Source organism: Citrobacter sp. Cpo045 (assembly GCF_030332875.1).
Lineage (GTDB): Bacteria > Pseudomonadota > Gammaproteobacteria > Enterobacterales > Enterobacteriaceae > Citrobacter > Citrobacter portucalensis.
On sequence record NZ_JAOWGZ010000086.1, the window covers coordinates 367,774 to 382,506 of the forward strand.

Here is a 14,733-nt window from a genome sequence, read left to right on the forward strand (position 1 = left end):
GCGCCATCCGGCAACGGTTCTTATGATTCTGGCGTATAGCCTTCAATATGCACATCCTTACCTTCAAACAGGAAGTTAATCATCTCCTGTTCCAGTAACTTACGGTGTTCGACGTTCATCATATTGAGTTTTTTCTCGTTAATCAGCATGGTCTGTTTATGCTGCCATTGCGCCCATGCTTCTTTAGAAATCTCGTTATAAATGCGTTTTCCCAGATCGCCCGGGTACAGCTGAAAATCCTGGCCTTCTGCTTCGCGTTGCAGGAAAGTGCAAAAAATCGTTCTGCTCATAAAAAGTCCTCTTTATCGTCCGGTACGTTAAACGTGTGTACCGGCACGTAATTGCTGTAACAAACGCTCCACGGGAGCCGCCAGTCCGACCGACGGCGGTTGCGCTAAGTTATACCAGAGCGCGTTGCCTTCATCCATGCATGAGGTGAATGAAGACACGGGAAGCCACATAGGCACAATATCTAAGTGGAAATGGCTAAAGGTATGGCGAAACGCATTAAGTTGGGTCAGATTATCTGCGTTAATTTGTCGTTGCGCCAGCCAGTTGCGCAGTCCATCTTCATCGTCAAACTGCGGAAAACAGTATAAACCACCCCATAAGCCGCTGGGCGGTCGCTGTGCGAGCAGCACTTCGTCATCATGCTGCATCAGTAAAAAATAGCCCGTTCGTTCCGGTAGCGTCTGTTTGGGCTTTTTACCGGGATACAGCGCCCAACTTGCATTGGCGCTCGCCACACAGCCATTTTCCAACGGACACAGGGAACATTTAGGTTTTGAGCGCGTACAGACCATCGCGCCTAAATCCATCATCGCCTGATTAAAACGCTCAACACCCTGGGCCGGCGTAACTTGCTCGCTCAGCTCCCACAGCTTCTTTTCGACCTCTTTTTTACCCGGCCAGCCGCTTACAGCATAACAGCGAGCCAGCACGCGTTTGACGTTACCGTCGAGAATCGGAAAATGCTGACCCAGAGAGAGAGAAAGGATCGCGCCTGCGGTTGAACGTCCGACGCCAGGTAGGGCGGCTACTTCATCAAAGGTTTGCGGAAATATACCGCTATGCAGCGTCACAACCTGCTGCGCGGCTTTATGCAGATTACGCGCACGGGCGTAATAACCCAGCCCGGTCCACAAATGCAGAACTTCATCCAGCGGCGCATGGGCTAAATCCGTTACCGTTGGGAAGCGCGCCATAAAGCGCTCAAAATAGGGGATAACGGTCGCAACCTGAGTTTGTTGCAGCATTACCTCAGAGAGCCATACTTTGTAAGGCGTCTTGTCAATTTGCCAGGGCAGCGTTTTCCGCCCGTATTTGTCGTACCAGCTCAAAACCTGAGCCGAAAATTGAGACGCTTGCATGATTACCGTTTCATTATTGCCGGGGGCAAGATTGCAGCACAGCGGCAACGGGGTGTAAACCGGAACTTTCCGCTGCTCACTTTCTTCCTTTACTTGCATCCGGCAACTAACTTTGGATAATGCCCGTTTTCAGAACTCAAACACAGCAGACTAAACTTTTATGAAGAACGACGTCATTTCACCGGAATTTGATGAAAACGGCCGCCCTCTGCGCCGGATTCGTAGTTTTGTTCGTCGCCAGGGGCGACTGACGAAAGGGCAGGAACACGCGCTGGAAAACTACTGGCCGGTGATGGGCGTTGAGTTCAGCGAAGAGCCTGTAGATTTCGCAGAACTGTTTGGCCGTGACGCGCCAGTCACGCTGGAAATCGGTTTTGGTATGGGAGCGTCGCTGGTTGCAATGGCGAAAGCGCGTCCGGAACAGAATTTCCTCGGCATTGAGGTTCACTCACCTGGCGTTGGTGCGTGTCTGGCTTCAGCCCATGAAGAGGGTGTCGAGAACCTGCGCGTCATGTGCCATGATGCCGTTGAAGTCCTGCATAAAATGATTCCTGACAATTCTTTATCTATGGTTCAGCTGTTTTTCCCTGACCCGTGGCATAAAGCACGTCATAATAAACGCCGTATCGTTCAGGTACCGTTTGCTGAGCATATCTTAAGTAAGCTGAAGCTGGGCGGCGTGTTCCATATGGCGACCGACTGGGAAGCGTATGCGGAGCACATGCTTGAAGTGATGTCCTCGATTGACGGGTATAAAAACCAGTCAGAGAGTAACGATTATGTACCGCGCCCGGAATCGCGCCCGGTAACCAAATTTGAACAACGTGGTCATCGTCTTGGCCACGGCGTATGGGACTTAATGTTCGAGAGGGTGAAATAATGGCAAAGAACCGTAGCCGTCGTCTGCGTAAAAAGATGCACATCGAAGAATTCCAGGAAGTAGGATTTTCGGTTGCATGGCGTTTCCCGGAAGGTACATCTGGAGAGCAGGTCGATCAAATCGTTGATGACTTTATCAATGAAGTCATCGAACCGAACAAGCTGGCTTTTGACGGCAGCGGCTATCTGGCCTGGGAAGGTCTGATCTGTCTGCAGGAAATCGGCAAATGCACCGAAGAACACCAGGCAATCGTGCGTAAGTGGCTGGAAGAGCACAAACTCGAAGAAGTGCGTACCAGCGAACTTTTCGATATTTGGTGGGACTAAGTAGCACAGGGTCGGCAAATGCCGGCCCGATTTGTATTGAGGGAAAGATATGATGCGCAAAACGCTGCTGGCGGCAGTCCTAACGTTCACGGCGATGGCCGCACATGCAGATTACCAGTGCAGCGTCACCCCGCGTGACGATGTGATTTTGAGCCCACAAACGGTGCAGGTGAAGGGCGAGAATGGCGACCTGGTTATTACCCAGGCTGGTGATGTCACCTTCAACGGTAAACAGTACAACCTGAACGCCGCACAGCGTGAGCAGGCCAAAGATTATCAGGCGGCGTTGCGTAGCAGCCTGCCGTGGATCGACGAAGGTGCCAGAGCGCGCGTAGAGAAAGGTCGCGTGGCGCTGGACAAAATCATCGCCAAAGAGGTCGGTGAAAGCAGCAACATGCGTGGCCGCTTAACCAAGCTGGATGCGCAATTGAAAGAGCAGATGAACCGCATCATCGAGCATCGAACTGATGGCTTGACTTTCCATTATAAGGCGATTGATCAGGTCCGCGCGGACGGACAACAGCTGGTGAATCAGGCGATGGGCGGCATTTTGCAGGACAGCATCAACGAGATGGGAGCGAAAGCCGTGCTCAAAGGCGGTGGTAATCCACTGCAGGGCGTACTCGGAAGCCTCGGTGGTTTGCAGACCTCAATTCAGAACGAATGGAAGAATCAGGAACAAGACTTCCAGCAGTTTGGCAAAGATGTTTGTTCCCGCGTTGTGACGCTGGAAAACGATCGTAAAACGCTGGTTAGCACTCTGAAATAATCTTCACCTCTTATTAACGGCACAGAAACATTCTGTGCCGTTTTATTTTGTATATTTCTGTTTTTTTGATATCCATCTCTAAGAACGGCAATTTGGTGGAGATATAAATCTGGTTAATTGGAACTCGTCACATTATTCATCTGTAGGATAGACATAATGCTGCAAATTCAAGTAACTGGAGAAATAACATGGAGTTTTTCAAGAAAACGGCACTTGCCGCACTGGTTATGGGTTTCAGCGGCGCGGCGCTTGCACTGCCAAACATCACCATTTTAGCGACCGGCGGAACGATTGCCGGTGGTGGTGATTCCGCGACAAAATCTAACTACACGGCAGGCAAGGTTGGCGTAGAAAATCTGGTTGAGGCCGTACCTCAATTGAAAGATATCGCTGTCGTTAAAGGCGAGCAGGTGGTGAATATCGGCTCCCAGGATATGAATGACGAAGTCTGGTTAACGCTGGCGAAAAAGATTAATACCGAGTGTGATAAAACCGACGGCTTCGTGGTAACACATGGTACGGATACCATGGAAGAAACCGCCTATTTCCTCGACCTGACCGTCAAGTGCAACAAGCCGGTGGTGCTGGTCGGTGCAATGCGTCCGTCTACGGGTATGAGCGCTGATGGCCCGTTCAACTTGTATAACGCGGTAGTAACTGCCGCAGACAAAGCCTCTGCCAACCGCGGAGTGCTGGTGGTGATGAACGACACCGTTATGGATGGTCGTGACGTGACTAAAACCAACACTACCGACGTCGCTACCTTCAAATCCGTTAACTACGGACCGTTGGGTTACATCCATAACGGTAAAATCGACTACCAGCGTACGCCTGCGCGTAAGCACACCACGTCTACTCCGTTCGATGTGTCTAAGCTGACCGAGCTGCCGAAAGTTGGGATTGTTTATAACTACGCTAATGCCTCCGATCTGCCGGCAAAAGCGCTGGTGGATGCGGGTTACGCCGGAATCGTCAGTGCGGGTGTAGGTAACGGTAACCTGTATAAAACCATTTTCGATACGCTGGCAACCGCCGCGCATAAAGGTACCGTTGTAGTGCGTTCATCCCGTGTACCAACGGGCGCCACTACACAGGATGCAGAAGTTGATGATGCAAAATACGGATTTGTGGCTTCAGGTTCCCTGAACCCGCAAAAAGCACGTGTTCTGCTGCAGCTTGCGCTGACTCAAACCAAGGATCCTAAGCAGATCCAGGAAATGTTTAATCAGTATTAATCGATGAAGGTGGCTGCGCTTACCGCCCTAACCCTGTAGGCCGGATAAGACGCAGCCGCCATCCGGCAATTTTCCTGATGGCGCTACGCTTATCAGGTCTACGTTCACCAGCCATCACTCCGCCAGAAACAGCTCCAGCAGCGAATTCAAGAACAGCTTACCGTGTTGGGTAATCTGCCAGTACTCATCGCATTCACTCAGGTAGCCCAGGGAAATCGCCTCATCGATCTGTCGACGAATAACGTCTTCGGTAAGACCGGTATATTGCGTGAACTCCGCGCGAGGCGCGGCTTCCAGCAGCCGGAAACGGTTCATGAAGAACTCGAACGGCTTATCGGCTTCGGCGACATCGCGCTGGCTTTCGAGATAACGCCCTTGCATATACCCACGCGGATGCCGTGTTTTGGTGGTGCGCAGGATGCGTCCGTCAGGGAATGTGATCTTACCGTGTGCGCCGCAGCCAATGCCAAGATAGTCGCCAAAACGCCAGTAGTTAAGGTTGTGCTGACACTGATAACCCGGTCTGGCGTAGGCTGAGGTTTCGTACTGCTGATATCCCGCGGCGGTCAGTAGCTGGTGGCCTTGCTCAAAAATATCCCACAGCGCGTCATCGTCCGGTAAAACCGGCGGTCGGGAACCGAACAGCGTGTTGGGTTCGATGGTCAACTGATACCAGGAAAGATGCGGTGGGTTGAGCGCGATGGCCTGCTGTAAATCGCCCAGCGCCTCTTCCAGCGTCTGATCCGGTAAACCATGCATCAGGTCGAGGTTAAAGCTGCGTAGCCCCAGAGCGCTCGCCAGGTGTGCTGCTCGTTTGGCTTCTTCCGGCCCGTGAATACGTCCCAGACGTTCGAGTTTGGCGGAGCTAAAGCTCTGTACGCCAATCGAGATACGGTTGACGCCAGCGCGTTGATAATCCACAAAGCGATCGGCTTCCACCGTCCCGGGATTCGCCTCCATCGTGATTTCTGCATCTTCGGCCAGATTCAGCCGTGCTCGCACGCCGTCGAGCAGCGTTTGCATCGCCGGGCCAGAAAGCAGGCTCGGCGTGCCACCACCGATAAAAATCGTCTTTACTTCACGGCCCTGGGCATGGGCCACCTCAGTATCCAGATCGCTCAGCAGATGCTGCACATAGTCGTCATGAGGGACTTCGCCCTTTAGCGCATGCGAGTTGAAGTCGCAGTACGGGCATTTCTGCACGCACCACGGGATGTGAATATAAAGACTTAGCGGCGGAAGCTTAACCATTACGCAGGGCATCCAGCAGCAGCTTCAGCGCCTGGCCGCGGTGAGAAATTGCACTCTTTTCTTCACGGGTCAGTTCGGCTGCGGTTTTCCCTTCAGACGGCACAAAGAAGATCGGGTCGTAGCCAAAACCACCGTTTCCGGCAGGTTCACGGGTAATCACGCCCGGCCAGCTTCCGTGGCACACAACAGGCGTTGGATCGTCTGCATGGCGCATATACACCAGCACACAATGGAACTGCGCCTGGCGCTTGTCATCAGGAATATCCTGCAGGGTGTGAAGCAGTTTTTCCAGGTTCTGCTGATCGGTCGCATCTTCGCCGGAATAGCGGGCTGAATAGATACCCGGCGCGCCGCCAAGGGCATTTACTGCCAGACCTGAGTCATCAGCAATGGCCGGTAAGCCGGTAATTTGCGCGGCATGACGCGCCTTCAGAATGGCGTTCTCAATAAACGTCAGCCCGGTCTCGTCTGCAGAATCAACACCCAGTTCCGTTTGGGCAACAACATCAAGACCGAAATCACTCAGAAGAGAGGCGAGTTCACGCACTTTACCGGCATTGCCGGTCGCGAGGACAACTTTTTGCATGGGATACCTAATCAGTTAACGCCGCAATTTCGGGCGGGATCTGTTGCGGATGAATGATTTTAACCTGTTTGTGACGACCAAGCTCGCCCTTCTCAATGACGACCTGGCTTTTTGCCACACGGAACTGTTTGCCGAGAAACTTCACCAGATGGCTATTGGCCTGGCCATCAACCGGTGGGGCGGTAATGGCGACTTTAACTTCGTCGCCATGTAAACCCACAATACTGTCACGGCTGGCTTTAGGCTGAATGTAGAGCCGTAAAACCAGACCGTCGTCGCAGGGTGTAACGGCACTCATAGCGCCATCCACAGCCCCGGCAGCAGCATGTTGCCTGTCGCCTGTAACACTTCCGCGATGCCCATGTTAATAACGTAGAGCAGCAGAACCAGAATCATTGGGGAGAAATCGATCCCACCCATGCCTGGAAGTATGCGACGGATAGGACGCAGCAGCGGATCTGCCAGTTGAATCAGCACGTACTCTACAGGACTGCGGCCCTGGCTGACCCAGCTCATAATCGCCATCACAAGCAGCACCCAGAAAATCAACAGCCCGATAGTCTTCAGGACAATCAGTACGGCGGCGATCCAGATGATCGGCTGGAACGTGACCACCTTAAACAGCACGATTGCTTTGATAAAGCTGAGAACGAGCGCAACTAATGCCGATGCGCTGTCGATCGGCCCCATCGGGGGAATAATGCGGCGTAACGGCCCAATGATGGGCTGAGTGATTTTCACTATAAACTGCGAGAACGGGTTGTAAAAATCGCAGCGAGACCATTGCATCCACACGCGCAGCAGCAGCGCCATGGTATACAGCTCAATTACCGTTGAGAGCAGGAAGGTCAACGTATTCATGGTGTTCCTTAGTTTTCCTTATTTTTTAGTGTAGTCACGAGCACCAAAAATGGCAGTGCCAATGCGCACCATCGTGCTACCCGCCGCGATGGCGGCATCCATATCATCAGACATTCCCAGTGAGAGAGTGTCGATGCCTGGGTAGCGTGTTTTCAACCCGGCAAATGCTACCGCCATTTGCTGTGCAACTTCAAACTGCCTTACATAATCTGACTCTGGAGCCGGAATCGCCATCAGACCACGCAGGGTAATGCGCGGTAGTGCAGCGACTTCAGCGGCCAGTGCATCAAGCTCTGCCAGCGGAATTCCTGACTTACTGTTCTCATCGCTGATATTAATTTGGATCAGTACATTGAGCGGCGGCAGTTCCGCCGGGCGCTGTTCGCTCAGACGGGCAGCGATACGCAGACGGTCGATCGTATGGCACCAGTCAAAGTGCTCAGCGACCAGACGACTTTTGTTGGACTGCAGCGGGCCGATAAAGTGCCACTGCAGATCGTTGACGCCTTTTTCCTGGAAGTAGCGGATTTTATCCACCCCTTCCTGCACATAGTTTTCACCGAAGGCACGCTGCCCTGCGGTAATGGCTTCTTCGATGGCGCTCGCAGGTTTGGTTTTACTGACTGCAAGCAACGTAACTTCTTCTGAAGACCGCCCGCAACGCGTCGCGGCGGCTGAGATTTTGTCCCGGACATGTGCCAGGTTATGCGCGATATCGTTCATTTTCCGAGGATGTTCATATGAATATGGAAGAAATAGTGGCCCTTAGTGTAAAGCATAACGTGTCGGATCTACACCTGTGCAATGCATGGCCTGCGCGCTGGCGCATACGTGGAAAAGTCGAAATCGCACCCTTTACTACGCCTGACGTGGAGAATCTGCTGACGTGCTGGCTCAGTGAGCAACAACAGGTACAGTGGCGGGAACAGGGGCAGGTAGATTTTGCTATTGCGCTGGCAGGTTCCCAGCGGCTGCGCGCCAGTGCTTTTGCTCATCAACAGGGAACCTCGCTGGCGCTAAGATTGCTCCCGCTTGATTGTCCACGTTTAGACGATCTCCAGACCCCTGACGTCATACCTGAACTGCTGCGCAGTGAAAATGGGTTAATTCTGGTGACAGGCGCTACCGGTAGCGGTAAATCAACGACCCTGGCGGCGATGGTAGAGTACCTTAATCAGCATGTTGCGGGGCATATTCTGACGCTGGAAGACCCGATTGAATATCGTTACACCAGCCAGCGTTGTCTTATTCAACAACGGGAGGTGGGCGTACACTGCGCTTCTTTTGCCGCTGGTTTACGCGGCGCGTTGCGTGAAGATCCCGACGTCATTTTGCTGGGCGAGCTACGCGACGTGGAAACCATTCGTCTGGCGTTAACCGCAGCGGAAACCGGGCATCTGGTGCTGGCAACGTTACATACGCGAGGGGCGGCGCAGGCCATCGCGCGGCTGGTGGATACCTTTCCCGCACAGGAGAAAGATCCGGTGCGTAATCAGCTGGCAGACAGCCTGCGGGCGGTACTTTCGCAAAAGCTGGAGGAAGATAAACAGGGAGGGCGCGTGGCGCTATTTGAGCTGCTCGTCAACACGCCAGCCGTGGGCAATTTGATTCGTGAAGGGAAAACGCATCAGCTGCCCGGCGTAATTCAAACCGGGCAACAGACAGGTATGCAGACATTTGCACAAAGTCAGCAGCAGCGTCAGGCGCAGGGACGGATTTAGTAACCCTGCTCGAAATAGCTTTCGAGGATGACCACGGCAGAAGCGGAATCTACTTTGCCTTTATTCAACGCCCGGTATCCGCCTTGTTCGAACAGGCCGGAGCGGGCCTCGACGGTGCTCAAGCGTTCATCGTGCAGCGTTACGGTTACGCCAAAGCGACCGTGAATACGGTTAGCGAACTTACGCGCGCGCGCGGTAAGGGGCTGTTCTGTGCCATCCATGTTGAGTGGTAGGCCGACAATGATTTCATCCGGCTGCCATTCTTTCAGCAGGCGTTCAATCAAACTCCAGTCTGGCGTACCATCCTGCGCCTTAATGGCGGGCAACGGTCTGGCCGTACCGGTAATGCGCTGACCAACAGCAACACCAATACTTTTCGTACCAAAATCAAAAGAGAGTAATGTTCCGCTCATCAGGCATGTCCCGCCACGCCAGGCATGGTCTGAATATCTATCCCGATAAGCTTCGCCGCATCGCGCCAGCGGTCGGCAATCGGCGTTTTGAATAAGATGTTGAGGTCTGCGGGTGCCGTGAGCCAGGCGTTATCCAGTAACTCTTGTTCCAGTTGACCTTTTTCCCATGATGAATAACCCAGCGCAACCAGCACTTCGGACGGTTGTTCTTGTGTGCCCAGGGTTTCTAGTACATCGCGGGAGGTGGTGATGATGGTGTTATCTGAAATGCGGATACTGGATGCAAAACGTGACGGCGGGGTATGCAGAATAAATCCACGGTCTTCCGCCAGCGGGCCGCCGAGCATCACTGGTTTATCCAGACGAATGGCCGGATCGCGTTCTTCTGGGGTAATCTTCAGCTTTTCCAGAATCCCTTCAATTTGTAAGTTTTCCAGAGGCTTATTAACGATAATCCCCATTGCTCCGTTCTCATTATGTTCACAGATGTACACCACGGAACGGCGGAAAATCGGATCCTGGAGAGCAGGCATGGCAATCAGAAAGTGATGCTGTAAATTCATTGTCAGAGGTTCTGTTTCCTGGTTCAAAAAAGCAACAGAGCCCAGTATGTGGGCAAAGCTCGAAGATGTCACCCTCTGAAGATAGCATTGCCGGATGACGGCTTCGCCTAATCCGGTCTGCGGGGTGCAATTTCAGGCCGGATAAGACGCGATGGCGTCGCTATCCGGCAACGTATTTACTTCTGCAAACGCGCCTCAATGGCATCCATCAGCATACCGGTAATCGAAACCGGGAACTCCGCTTCGATTTCACGAATACAGGTTGGGCTGGTAACGTTAATTTCCGTCAGACGATCGCCAATGATATCCAGACCGACAAAAATCAAACCTTTCGCTTTCAGCGTTGGCCCAATGCGACGTGCAATTTCCCAGTCGCTGTCGGTCAAAGGACGCGGCTCGCCACGACCGCCAGCGGCCAGGTTGCCACGGGTTTCGCCGCCCTGCGGAATACGCGCCAGGCAATAAGGAACGGGTTCGCCATCGACCACCAGGACGCGTTTATCGCCATCTTTAATTGCTGGCAGATAGTTCTGCGCCATGCAGTAGCGGGTACCGTGCTCGGTCAGCGTTTCAGCAATGACGCCAAGGTTCGGGTCGCCTTCCTTCACACGGAAAATAGATGCGCCGCCCATGCCGTCCAGCGGTTTGAGAATGATGTCGCTGTGTTTTTGCCAGAAGGCTTTCAGCTGCGCTTTGTTACGCGTGACCAGCGTTTCCGGCGTCAGGTCGGCAAACCATGCGGTGAACAGCTTTTCGTTGCAGTCGCGCAGGCTCTGCGGTTTGTTGACGATTAGCGTCCCTTTTTCTTCTGCACGTTCCAGAATATAGGTTGCGTAGATGAACTCGGTATCAAACGGCGGATCCTTACGCATCAGAATAACGTCCAGGTCTGCCAGCGGGAGATCCTGCTCGCTCTTGAACTCATACCATTTGTCGTAGTTCTGCTCTACGCTCAGGGTACGCGTATGGGCGCGGGCTTCACCGTTGATCAGATAAAGATCGGCCATCTCCATATAATGAATTTCGTAACCGCGACGTTGCGCTTCCAGCAGCATAGCGAAGCTGGAATCTTTCTTGATGTTGATGCTTGCGATGGGATCCATCACGATGCCGAGCTTGATCATTTTCTTCTCCGTTTATGCCTTAGCCCAGATCGCCAAAACGCACCTGTAGCGCAGTAATGGCGGTGAGCGCGGTTGTCTCAGTACGCAGAACGCGAGGTCCTAACAGAATATCAGTAAACTGATAACGTGCGGTCATGGCAATTTCATCTGCCGACAACCCGCCTTCCGGGCCAATCAGCAAGCGGATGCGCTCCACCGGCAGCGGCAGCGTATTGATGCTGGCGCTGGCGCGCGGATGCAGGTTCAGTTTCAGACCTTCGTCCTGTTCCGCGCACCATGCTTCCAAATCCATTGCCGGGCGAATTTCGGGAACCCGGTTTCGACCGCACTGTTCGCAGGCGGCAATGGCGATTTTCTGCCACTGCTGGAGCTTCTTGTTCAGGCGTTCACTGTCCAGTTTAACGCCGCAGCGCTCAGAAAAAAGTGGCGTAATGAGGCTTACACCCAGTTCGATCGATTTCTGGATAGTGAATTCCATTTTTTCACCGCGCGACATCACCTGACCCAGGTGGATGTGCAACGGCGACTCACGATCGTCGAGTTCAGCGTTAAGTACCTTCACGTCCACGCTTTTTTTACTGGCGTGGGTGATTTCAGCGTCGAATACCTGATTGCTGCCATCAAACAGCTGTAGCGCCTGGCCCGGTCCCATACGCAGCACGCGGCCGATATGGTTGGCTGCATCTTCACACAGTGAAATTTGGCTGCCGGAAGTGATTGGCTCAGGGTGATAAATGCGAGGAATGCGCATAGTTAAACATCCGCGTCATGGCCCTGGGCTACGAAAGGCCAGGGCATGGTTAAAAATATTGACGCTAGTGTAGGTTAGCTCTTTTGCGCCTGGCAAGCGCGTTGCACATATGGGTTATGGTTCCCCTGTACCTTTGCAATGCGTTCGTCGCGCTCACACTCCCAGTCGGTGACCGGATATTGCTTATTCCAGGCGTTAAAAAGCTGAGTTTGCTGGCGGGAGAGCGTTAGAGAGTACTGGTCGCGCATGTAAAAATAGGTACGAGCAATGGCACCGCGGGCGCGGGCTGGCGGCTCGGCAACTTTCTCTTTGAAGTCGACCTTCATGGCGCATTGCCCATACTGACCTTCGCCACCGTTCCACTGGCTGTACATGAAGTTAGCGCGATCGCCATTTACCTCACCCACAGCAGGTTGCAGGTTATGCATGTCGCTTTCCATCTTACGATAGACCGGATCTTTGGCGCAGTTTTTACGCCCTCCGTCCTGCCAGCACTGACGCTGATGACCAAATTGCCAGGCGGGGACAACGTGCTCCCATTCAATTCGACTGGCGCGGTTTTCATTTTTTCGCACTTTATAGCCGCAGGATTCGAGGTCAACGACCCCTTTTTTGCCTTGCCAGTTAATTTTACAACCGCAGTAGAAATCGCCCGGTGCATCGGCGTTAACCTTGACGCCTGCTGCTTTTGCCTGAGAAAAACTGTTGATGCCTTCGGCTAAAACCGGGCCTGAAAACGCAGCGGCTAACAGGGCCGCAGCAAAAGAAAAATGACGGTACATCACAAACTCCGTGTCAAAACGAGCCCGCAACGTAGCGAAAGTTATTCCAGTATGCAATCAGTTAGGTCAGAAAAGTTCCTGATAATTCTGAAGATTATTCTGCAACCAGTGGTTCGCCGCAGTGAACACAGCGGTAGGTGGCCTCACCGCGTACAACGCGGTTATGGCGGCGGACGGTCAGTTGGTGCTCCTGACACTTACAGCGGTAAGTAAAAGTCTTGCGCTGCACCGATTGCAGTTCAAACTGATGCGTGCGCCGGGCCGGTACGCCCAGCACGCTTTCCATCATCCATTTCCACTCTTTCCCGTGTGGCGGCACGCGCCCAAAGTGCTTCCACACCAGTAAATGCGCCAGCTCATGGGGCACAACTTCGTTAATGAATGCGTCGACGTTTTCCATCAGCAGGACGGGATTAAGGCGAATTTCATAGGTTTGTAGCCACGCAGTGCCGGCGGCGGTGCCGCGCTGTTGGTAAACCAGCTTTGGCTCCGGATATTGGCGTTCGAGCTTGAGATTGGCCTGGGCGAGTTTTTCCCGCAGGCTACGCATAACGGCTTGTTGGATGGCGATAGGGAGACGGGAGGTTTTCATAACGCCAGAGGATAGTGCGACAGGGAAGGGACTGCAAGAGGAAGGCTTCCTCCGCTGGGGAGGAAGCCTTTGGTGATTAGTCGTGTGCGCCAATTTCGCGCAGTTTACGACCCTTCATCAGGTTACGCTCAATGTGTTCCAGAGAGACGTTTTTAGTTTCAGGGATCAGCCACAGAGTCAGGAAGATGAACAGTACGTTCAGGCCGCCGTAGACCCAGAAGGTGTTGGCGCTGCCCAGTGAGTTCAGCATCGTCAGGAAGGTTGCGCCGACGATCATGTTGGCAATCCAGTTGGTTGCAGTAGAGCAGGTGATGCCGAAATCGCGGCCTTTCAGCGGCTGGATTTCAGAGCACAGTACCCAAATCAGCGGACCGGCGCTCATCGCAAAGCCAACGATAAACATCAGCAGCATCAGTACTGCGAAGTATTGTGCGGATGCCGAGTGAATACCCACGTGCATCATTGTACCCAGCACGCCCATACCAACAGCCATCACGATAAAGCCAAGGATCAGCGTAGGCTTGCGGCCCCAACGGTCAACCAGGCCAATGGCGATAAAGGTTGCCAGCACGTTGGTCAGACCGACGATAACAGTCCCCCACATCTGCTCGGTGGTGTTGGTGTAGCCCGCCAGCTCAAAGATTTTCGGTGCGTAATACATGATGACGTTCATCCCGGTGAACTGCTGCATCACCTGTAACAGAACGCCAAGGAATACTGCGCGACGGAAGTTGCTGTTTTCTTTAAACAGCGCCCAGCCGCTCTGCTTCACCTGCAGACTTTCACGGATTTCATCCAGCTCGCGTTTGGCTTCTGCGCTGGTGTCACGCAGACGCAACAGGACGCGTTCGGCATCAACAAAACGACGTTTAGCTGCAAACCAACGTGGGCTGTCCGGCAGGAAGATAACGCCAACCAGCAGCAGCAGGGCAGGGATGATGATTACACCCAGCATCCAGCGCCATGCGCCGCTGTAGCTAAACGCTGTATCGGAAAGATACGCGCCCAAAATACCGATGGTGATCATCAGCTGATACATAGAGATCATGCTGCCACGAATCTTTTCCGGGGCAATTTCAGACAGGTACAGCGGCGCGGTATAAGACGCAACGCCTACAGCCAGGCCTAGCAGCACGCGGGAAACCAGCAGGACTTCAACGTTTGGCGCAGCGGCGGAGAACAGTGAACCCGCAACAAACAAGATCGCACCGATCATCAGGCTTTTTTTGCGTCCCAGTTTGAAGGAGAGCCAACCGCTGCCGACAGCACCTACCGCCGCACCAAACATCATGGAACTCACCACCCATTCCTGAGTGTGCGGGGTAATTTGAAACTCGTCGGTGATGAACGGTAAAGCACCGGCAATAACACCGATATCCAGGCCAAAAAGTAATCCAGCCAGGGCTGCCAGAAAGCAGACAAAAAATGTCATGGCTTTGTTGGAACGCCCCGTTTTTTTATTGTCAGGCATGATGCCCTCCGGTTGGGTAGCTAGTTTTGTTGATGTTA

Annotated in this window: 19 protein-coding genes; 5 read left to right on the top strand and 14 right to left on the bottom strand. The window is 53.2% G+C overall.

Annotated elements, in window-relative coordinates:
- Positions 1-20 precede the first annotated feature (20 nt).
- A complete protein-coding gene (locus tag OGY13_RS08310; RefSeq protein WP_003027126.1) occupies positions 21-290 on the bottom strand; it encodes an oxidative damage protection protein in 270 nt (89 codons plus the stop codon).
- A gap of 27 nt (positions 291-317) precedes the next feature.
- Positions 318-1,370 carry an A/G-specific adenine glycosylase gene (gene mutY / locus OGY13_RS08315; RefSeq protein WP_128611816.1) on the bottom strand — a complete coding sequence of 351 codons (1,053 nt, stop codon included), beginning with the start codon at positions 1,368-1,370 and terminating at the stop codon, positions 318-320.
- 160 nt (positions 1,371-1,530) lie between these two features.
- Between mutY and trmB the strand changes: the two genes are divergently transcribed.
- The 4 genes from trmB (at position 1,531) to ansB (ending at position 4,580) form a co-directional block, all read left to right on the top strand.
- On the top strand, positions 1,531-2,250 hold the full coding sequence (trmB, locus tag OGY13_RS08320) for a tRNA (guanosine(46)-N7)-methyltransferase TrmB (protein WP_003825406.1): 720 nt from the start codon (positions 1,531-1,533) through the stop codon (positions 2,248-2,250).
- Positions 2,250-2,576 carry a YggL family protein gene (locus tag OGY13_RS08325; protein ID WP_003027115.1) on the top strand — a complete coding sequence of 109 codons (327 nt, stop codon included), beginning with the start codon at positions 2,250-2,252 and terminating at the stop codon, positions 2,574-2,576. The genes trmB and OGY13_RS08325 overlap by 1 nt, the downstream gene beginning before the upstream one ends.
- 49 nt (positions 2,577-2,625) lie before the next feature.
- On the top strand, positions 2,626-3,345 hold the full coding sequence (locus tag OGY13_RS08330) for a YggN family protein (RefSeq protein ID WP_003825409.1): 720 nt from the start codon (positions 2,626-2,628) through the stop codon (positions 3,343-3,345).
- Between the two features lie 188 nt (positions 3,346-3,533).
- Positions 3,534-4,580: an L-asparaginase 2 gene (gene ansB, locus OGY13_RS08335; RefSeq protein WP_003027108.1), complete on the top strand. Its 1,047-nt coding sequence runs from the start codon at positions 3,534-3,536 to the stop codon at positions 4,578-4,580.
- Positions 4,581-4,694: 114 nt separating this feature from the next.
- Here the strand turns inward: ansB and hemW are convergent, their stop codons facing one another.
- Genes hemW through OGY13_RS08360 form a run of 5 tightly spaced genes read right to left on the bottom strand, consistent with a single transcriptional unit; the run spans position 4,695 to position 8,001 of the window.
- Positions 4,695-5,831: a radical SAM family heme chaperone HemW gene (hemW, locus tag OGY13_RS08340; protein WP_213752650.1), complete on the bottom strand. Its 1,137-nt coding sequence runs from the start codon at positions 5,829-5,831 to the stop codon at positions 4,695-4,697.
- Positions 5,824-6,417, bottom strand: coding sequence for an XTP/dITP diphosphatase (locus OGY13_RS08345; RefSeq protein ID WP_003825414.1), 594 nt, complete (start codon positions 6,415-6,417; stop codon positions 5,824-5,826). Before OGY13_RS08345 ends, hemW begins: the two co-directional genes overlap by 8 nt.
- Positions 6,418-6,424: 7 nt before the next feature.
- Complete coding sequence (gene yggU, locus OGY13_RS08350; protein WP_003027101.1) at positions 6,425-6,715, bottom strand: DUF167 family protein YggU; 291 nt, start codon at positions 6,713-6,715, stop codon at positions 6,425-6,427.
- On the bottom strand, positions 6,712-7,278 hold the full coding sequence (locus OGY13_RS08355) for a YggT family protein (RefSeq protein WP_003825417.1): 567 nt from the start codon (positions 7,276-7,278) through the stop codon (positions 6,712-6,714). Before OGY13_RS08355 ends, yggU begins: the two co-directional genes overlap by 4 nt.
- An 18-nt stretch (positions 7,279-7,296) precedes the next feature.
- Positions 7,297-8,001 (bottom strand): YggS family pyridoxal phosphate-dependent enzyme, encoded by a 705-nt coding sequence (locus tag OGY13_RS08360; RefSeq protein WP_057067562.1) that lies wholly within the window; start codon positions 7,999-8,001, stop codon positions 7,297-7,299.
- Between the two features lie 17 nt (positions 8,002-8,018).
- Between OGY13_RS08360 and OGY13_RS08365 the strand changes: the two genes are divergently transcribed.
- Positions 8,019-8,999 (top strand): type IV pilus twitching motility protein PilT, encoded by a 981-nt coding sequence (locus OGY13_RS08365; RefSeq protein ID WP_137377724.1) that lies wholly within the window; start codon positions 8,019-8,021, stop codon positions 8,997-8,999.
- Here OGY13_RS08365 and ruvX read toward each other — a convergent pair.
- From ruvX to galP, 7 genes are all read right to left on the bottom strand, one after another.
- Positions 8,996-9,412: a Holliday junction resolvase RuvX gene (gene ruvX / locus OGY13_RS08370; protein WP_008785771.1), complete on the bottom strand. Its 417-nt coding sequence runs from the start codon at positions 9,410-9,412 to the stop codon at positions 8,996-8,998. The two genes, OGY13_RS08365 and ruvX, sit on opposite strands and share 4 nt — an antisense overlap.
- Entirely contained in the window at positions 9,412-9,975 is a 564-nt protein-coding gene (locus OGY13_RS08375) for a YqgE/AlgH family protein (protein ID WP_003027086.1), read from the bottom strand. Before OGY13_RS08375 ends, ruvX begins: the two co-directional genes overlap by 1 nt.
- Positions 9,976-10,151: 176 nt before the next feature.
- Complete coding sequence (gshB, locus tag OGY13_RS08380; RefSeq protein WP_003027083.1) at positions 10,152-11,099, bottom strand: glutathione synthase; 948 nt, start codon at positions 11,097-11,099, stop codon at positions 10,152-10,154.
- Positions 11,100-11,118: 19 nt separating this feature from the next.
- Positions 11,119-11,850: a 16S rRNA (uracil(1498)-N(3))-methyltransferase gene (gene rsmE, locus OGY13_RS08385; protein WP_008785768.1), complete on the bottom strand. Its 732-nt coding sequence runs from the start codon at positions 11,848-11,850 to the stop codon at positions 11,119-11,121.
- A 74-nt stretch (positions 11,851-11,924) separates the two neighbouring features.
- Complete coding sequence (gene endA, locus OGY13_RS08390; protein ID WP_003825437.1) at positions 11,925-12,632, bottom strand: deoxyribonuclease I; 708 nt, start codon at positions 12,630-12,632, stop codon at positions 11,925-11,927.
- A gap of 94 nt (positions 12,633-12,726) precedes the next feature.
- A complete protein-coding gene (locus tag OGY13_RS08395) occupies positions 12,727-13,224 on the bottom strand; it encodes a SprT family zinc-dependent metalloprotease (protein WP_003825440.1) in 498 nt (165 codons plus the stop codon).
- Between the two features lie 76 nt (positions 13,225-13,300).
- A complete protein-coding gene (gene galP, locus OGY13_RS08400; RefSeq protein WP_008785766.1) occupies positions 13,301-14,695 on the bottom strand; it encodes a galactose/proton symporter in 1,395 nt (464 codons plus the stop codon).
- Between the last annotated feature and the right edge of the window lie 38 nt (positions 14,696-14,733).

What these genes read in the sequence shown, in the direction of transcription:
- OGY13_RS08355 (WP_003825417.1), bottom strand. Translation starts at nt 7,278, where the DNA reads ATGAATACGTTGACCTTCCTGCTCTCAACGGTAATTGAGCTGTATACC.
- OGY13_RS08310 (WP_003027126.1), bottom strand. Translation starts at nt 290, where the DNA reads ATGAGCAGAACGATTTTTTGCACTTTCCTGCAACGCGAAGCAGAAGGC.
- endA (WP_003825437.1), bottom strand. Translation starts at nt 12,632, where the DNA reads ATGTACCGTCATTTTTCTTTTGCTGCGGCCCTGTTAGCCGCTGCGTTT.
- hemW (WP_213752650.1), bottom strand. Translation starts at nt 5,831, where the DNA reads ATGGTTAAGCTTCCGCCGCTAAGTCTTTATATTCACATCCCGTGGTGC.
- OGY13_RS08325 (WP_003027115.1), top strand. Translation starts at nt 2,250, where the DNA reads ATGGCAAAGAACCGTAGCCGTCGTCTGCGTAAAAAGATGCACATCGAA.
- OGY13_RS08360 (WP_057067562.1), bottom strand. Translation starts at nt 8,001, where the DNA reads ATGAACGATATCGCGCATAACCTGGCACATGTCCGGGACAAAATCTCA.
- ruvX (WP_008785771.1), bottom strand. Translation starts at nt 9,412, where the DNA reads ATGAGCGGAACATTACTCTCTTTTGATTTTGGTACGAAAAGTATTGGT.
- OGY13_RS08375 (WP_003027086.1), bottom strand. Translation starts at nt 9,975, where the DNA reads ATGAATTTACAGCATCACTTTCTGATTGCCATGCCTGCTCTCCAGGAT.
- OGY13_RS08330 (WP_003825409.1), top strand. Translation starts at nt 2,626, where the DNA reads ATGATGCGCAAAACGCTGCTGGCGGCAGTCCTAACGTTCACGGCGATG.
- galP (WP_008785766.1), bottom strand. Translation starts at nt 14,695, where the DNA reads ATGCCTGACAATAAAAAAACGGGGCGTTCCAACAAAGCCATGACATTT.
- mutY (WP_128611816.1), bottom strand. Translation starts at nt 1,370, where the DNA reads ATGCAAGCGTCTCAATTTTCGGCTCAGGTTTTGAGCTGGTACGACAAA.
- yggU (WP_003027101.1), bottom strand. Translation starts at nt 6,715, where the DNA reads ATGAGTGCCGTTACACCCTGCGACGACGGTCTGGTTTTACGGCTCTAC.
- OGY13_RS08395 (WP_003825440.1), bottom strand. Translation starts at nt 13,224, where the DNA reads ATGAAAACCTCCCGTCTCCCTATCGCCATCCAACAAGCCGTTATGCGT.
- OGY13_RS08345 (WP_003825414.1), bottom strand. Translation starts at nt 6,417, where the DNA reads ATGCAAAAAGTTGTCCTCGCGACCGGCAATGCCGGTAAAGTGCGTGAA.
- gshB (WP_003027083.1), bottom strand. Translation starts at nt 11,099, where the DNA reads ATGATCAAGCTCGGCATCGTGATGGATCCCATCGCAAGCATCAACATC.
- OGY13_RS08365 (WP_137377724.1), top strand. Translation starts at nt 8,019, where the DNA reads ATGAATATGGAAGAAATAGTGGCCCTTAGTGTAAAGCATAACGTGTCG.
- trmB (WP_003825406.1), top strand. Translation starts at nt 1,531, where the DNA reads ATGAAGAACGACGTCATTTCACCGGAATTTGATGAAAACGGCCGCCCT.
- ansB (WP_003027108.1), top strand. Translation starts at nt 3,534, where the DNA reads ATGGAGTTTTTCAAGAAAACGGCACTTGCCGCACTGGTTATGGGTTTC.
- rsmE (WP_008785768.1), bottom strand. Translation starts at nt 11,850, where the DNA reads ATGCGCATTCCTCGCATTTATCACCCTGAGCCAATCACTTCCGGCAGC.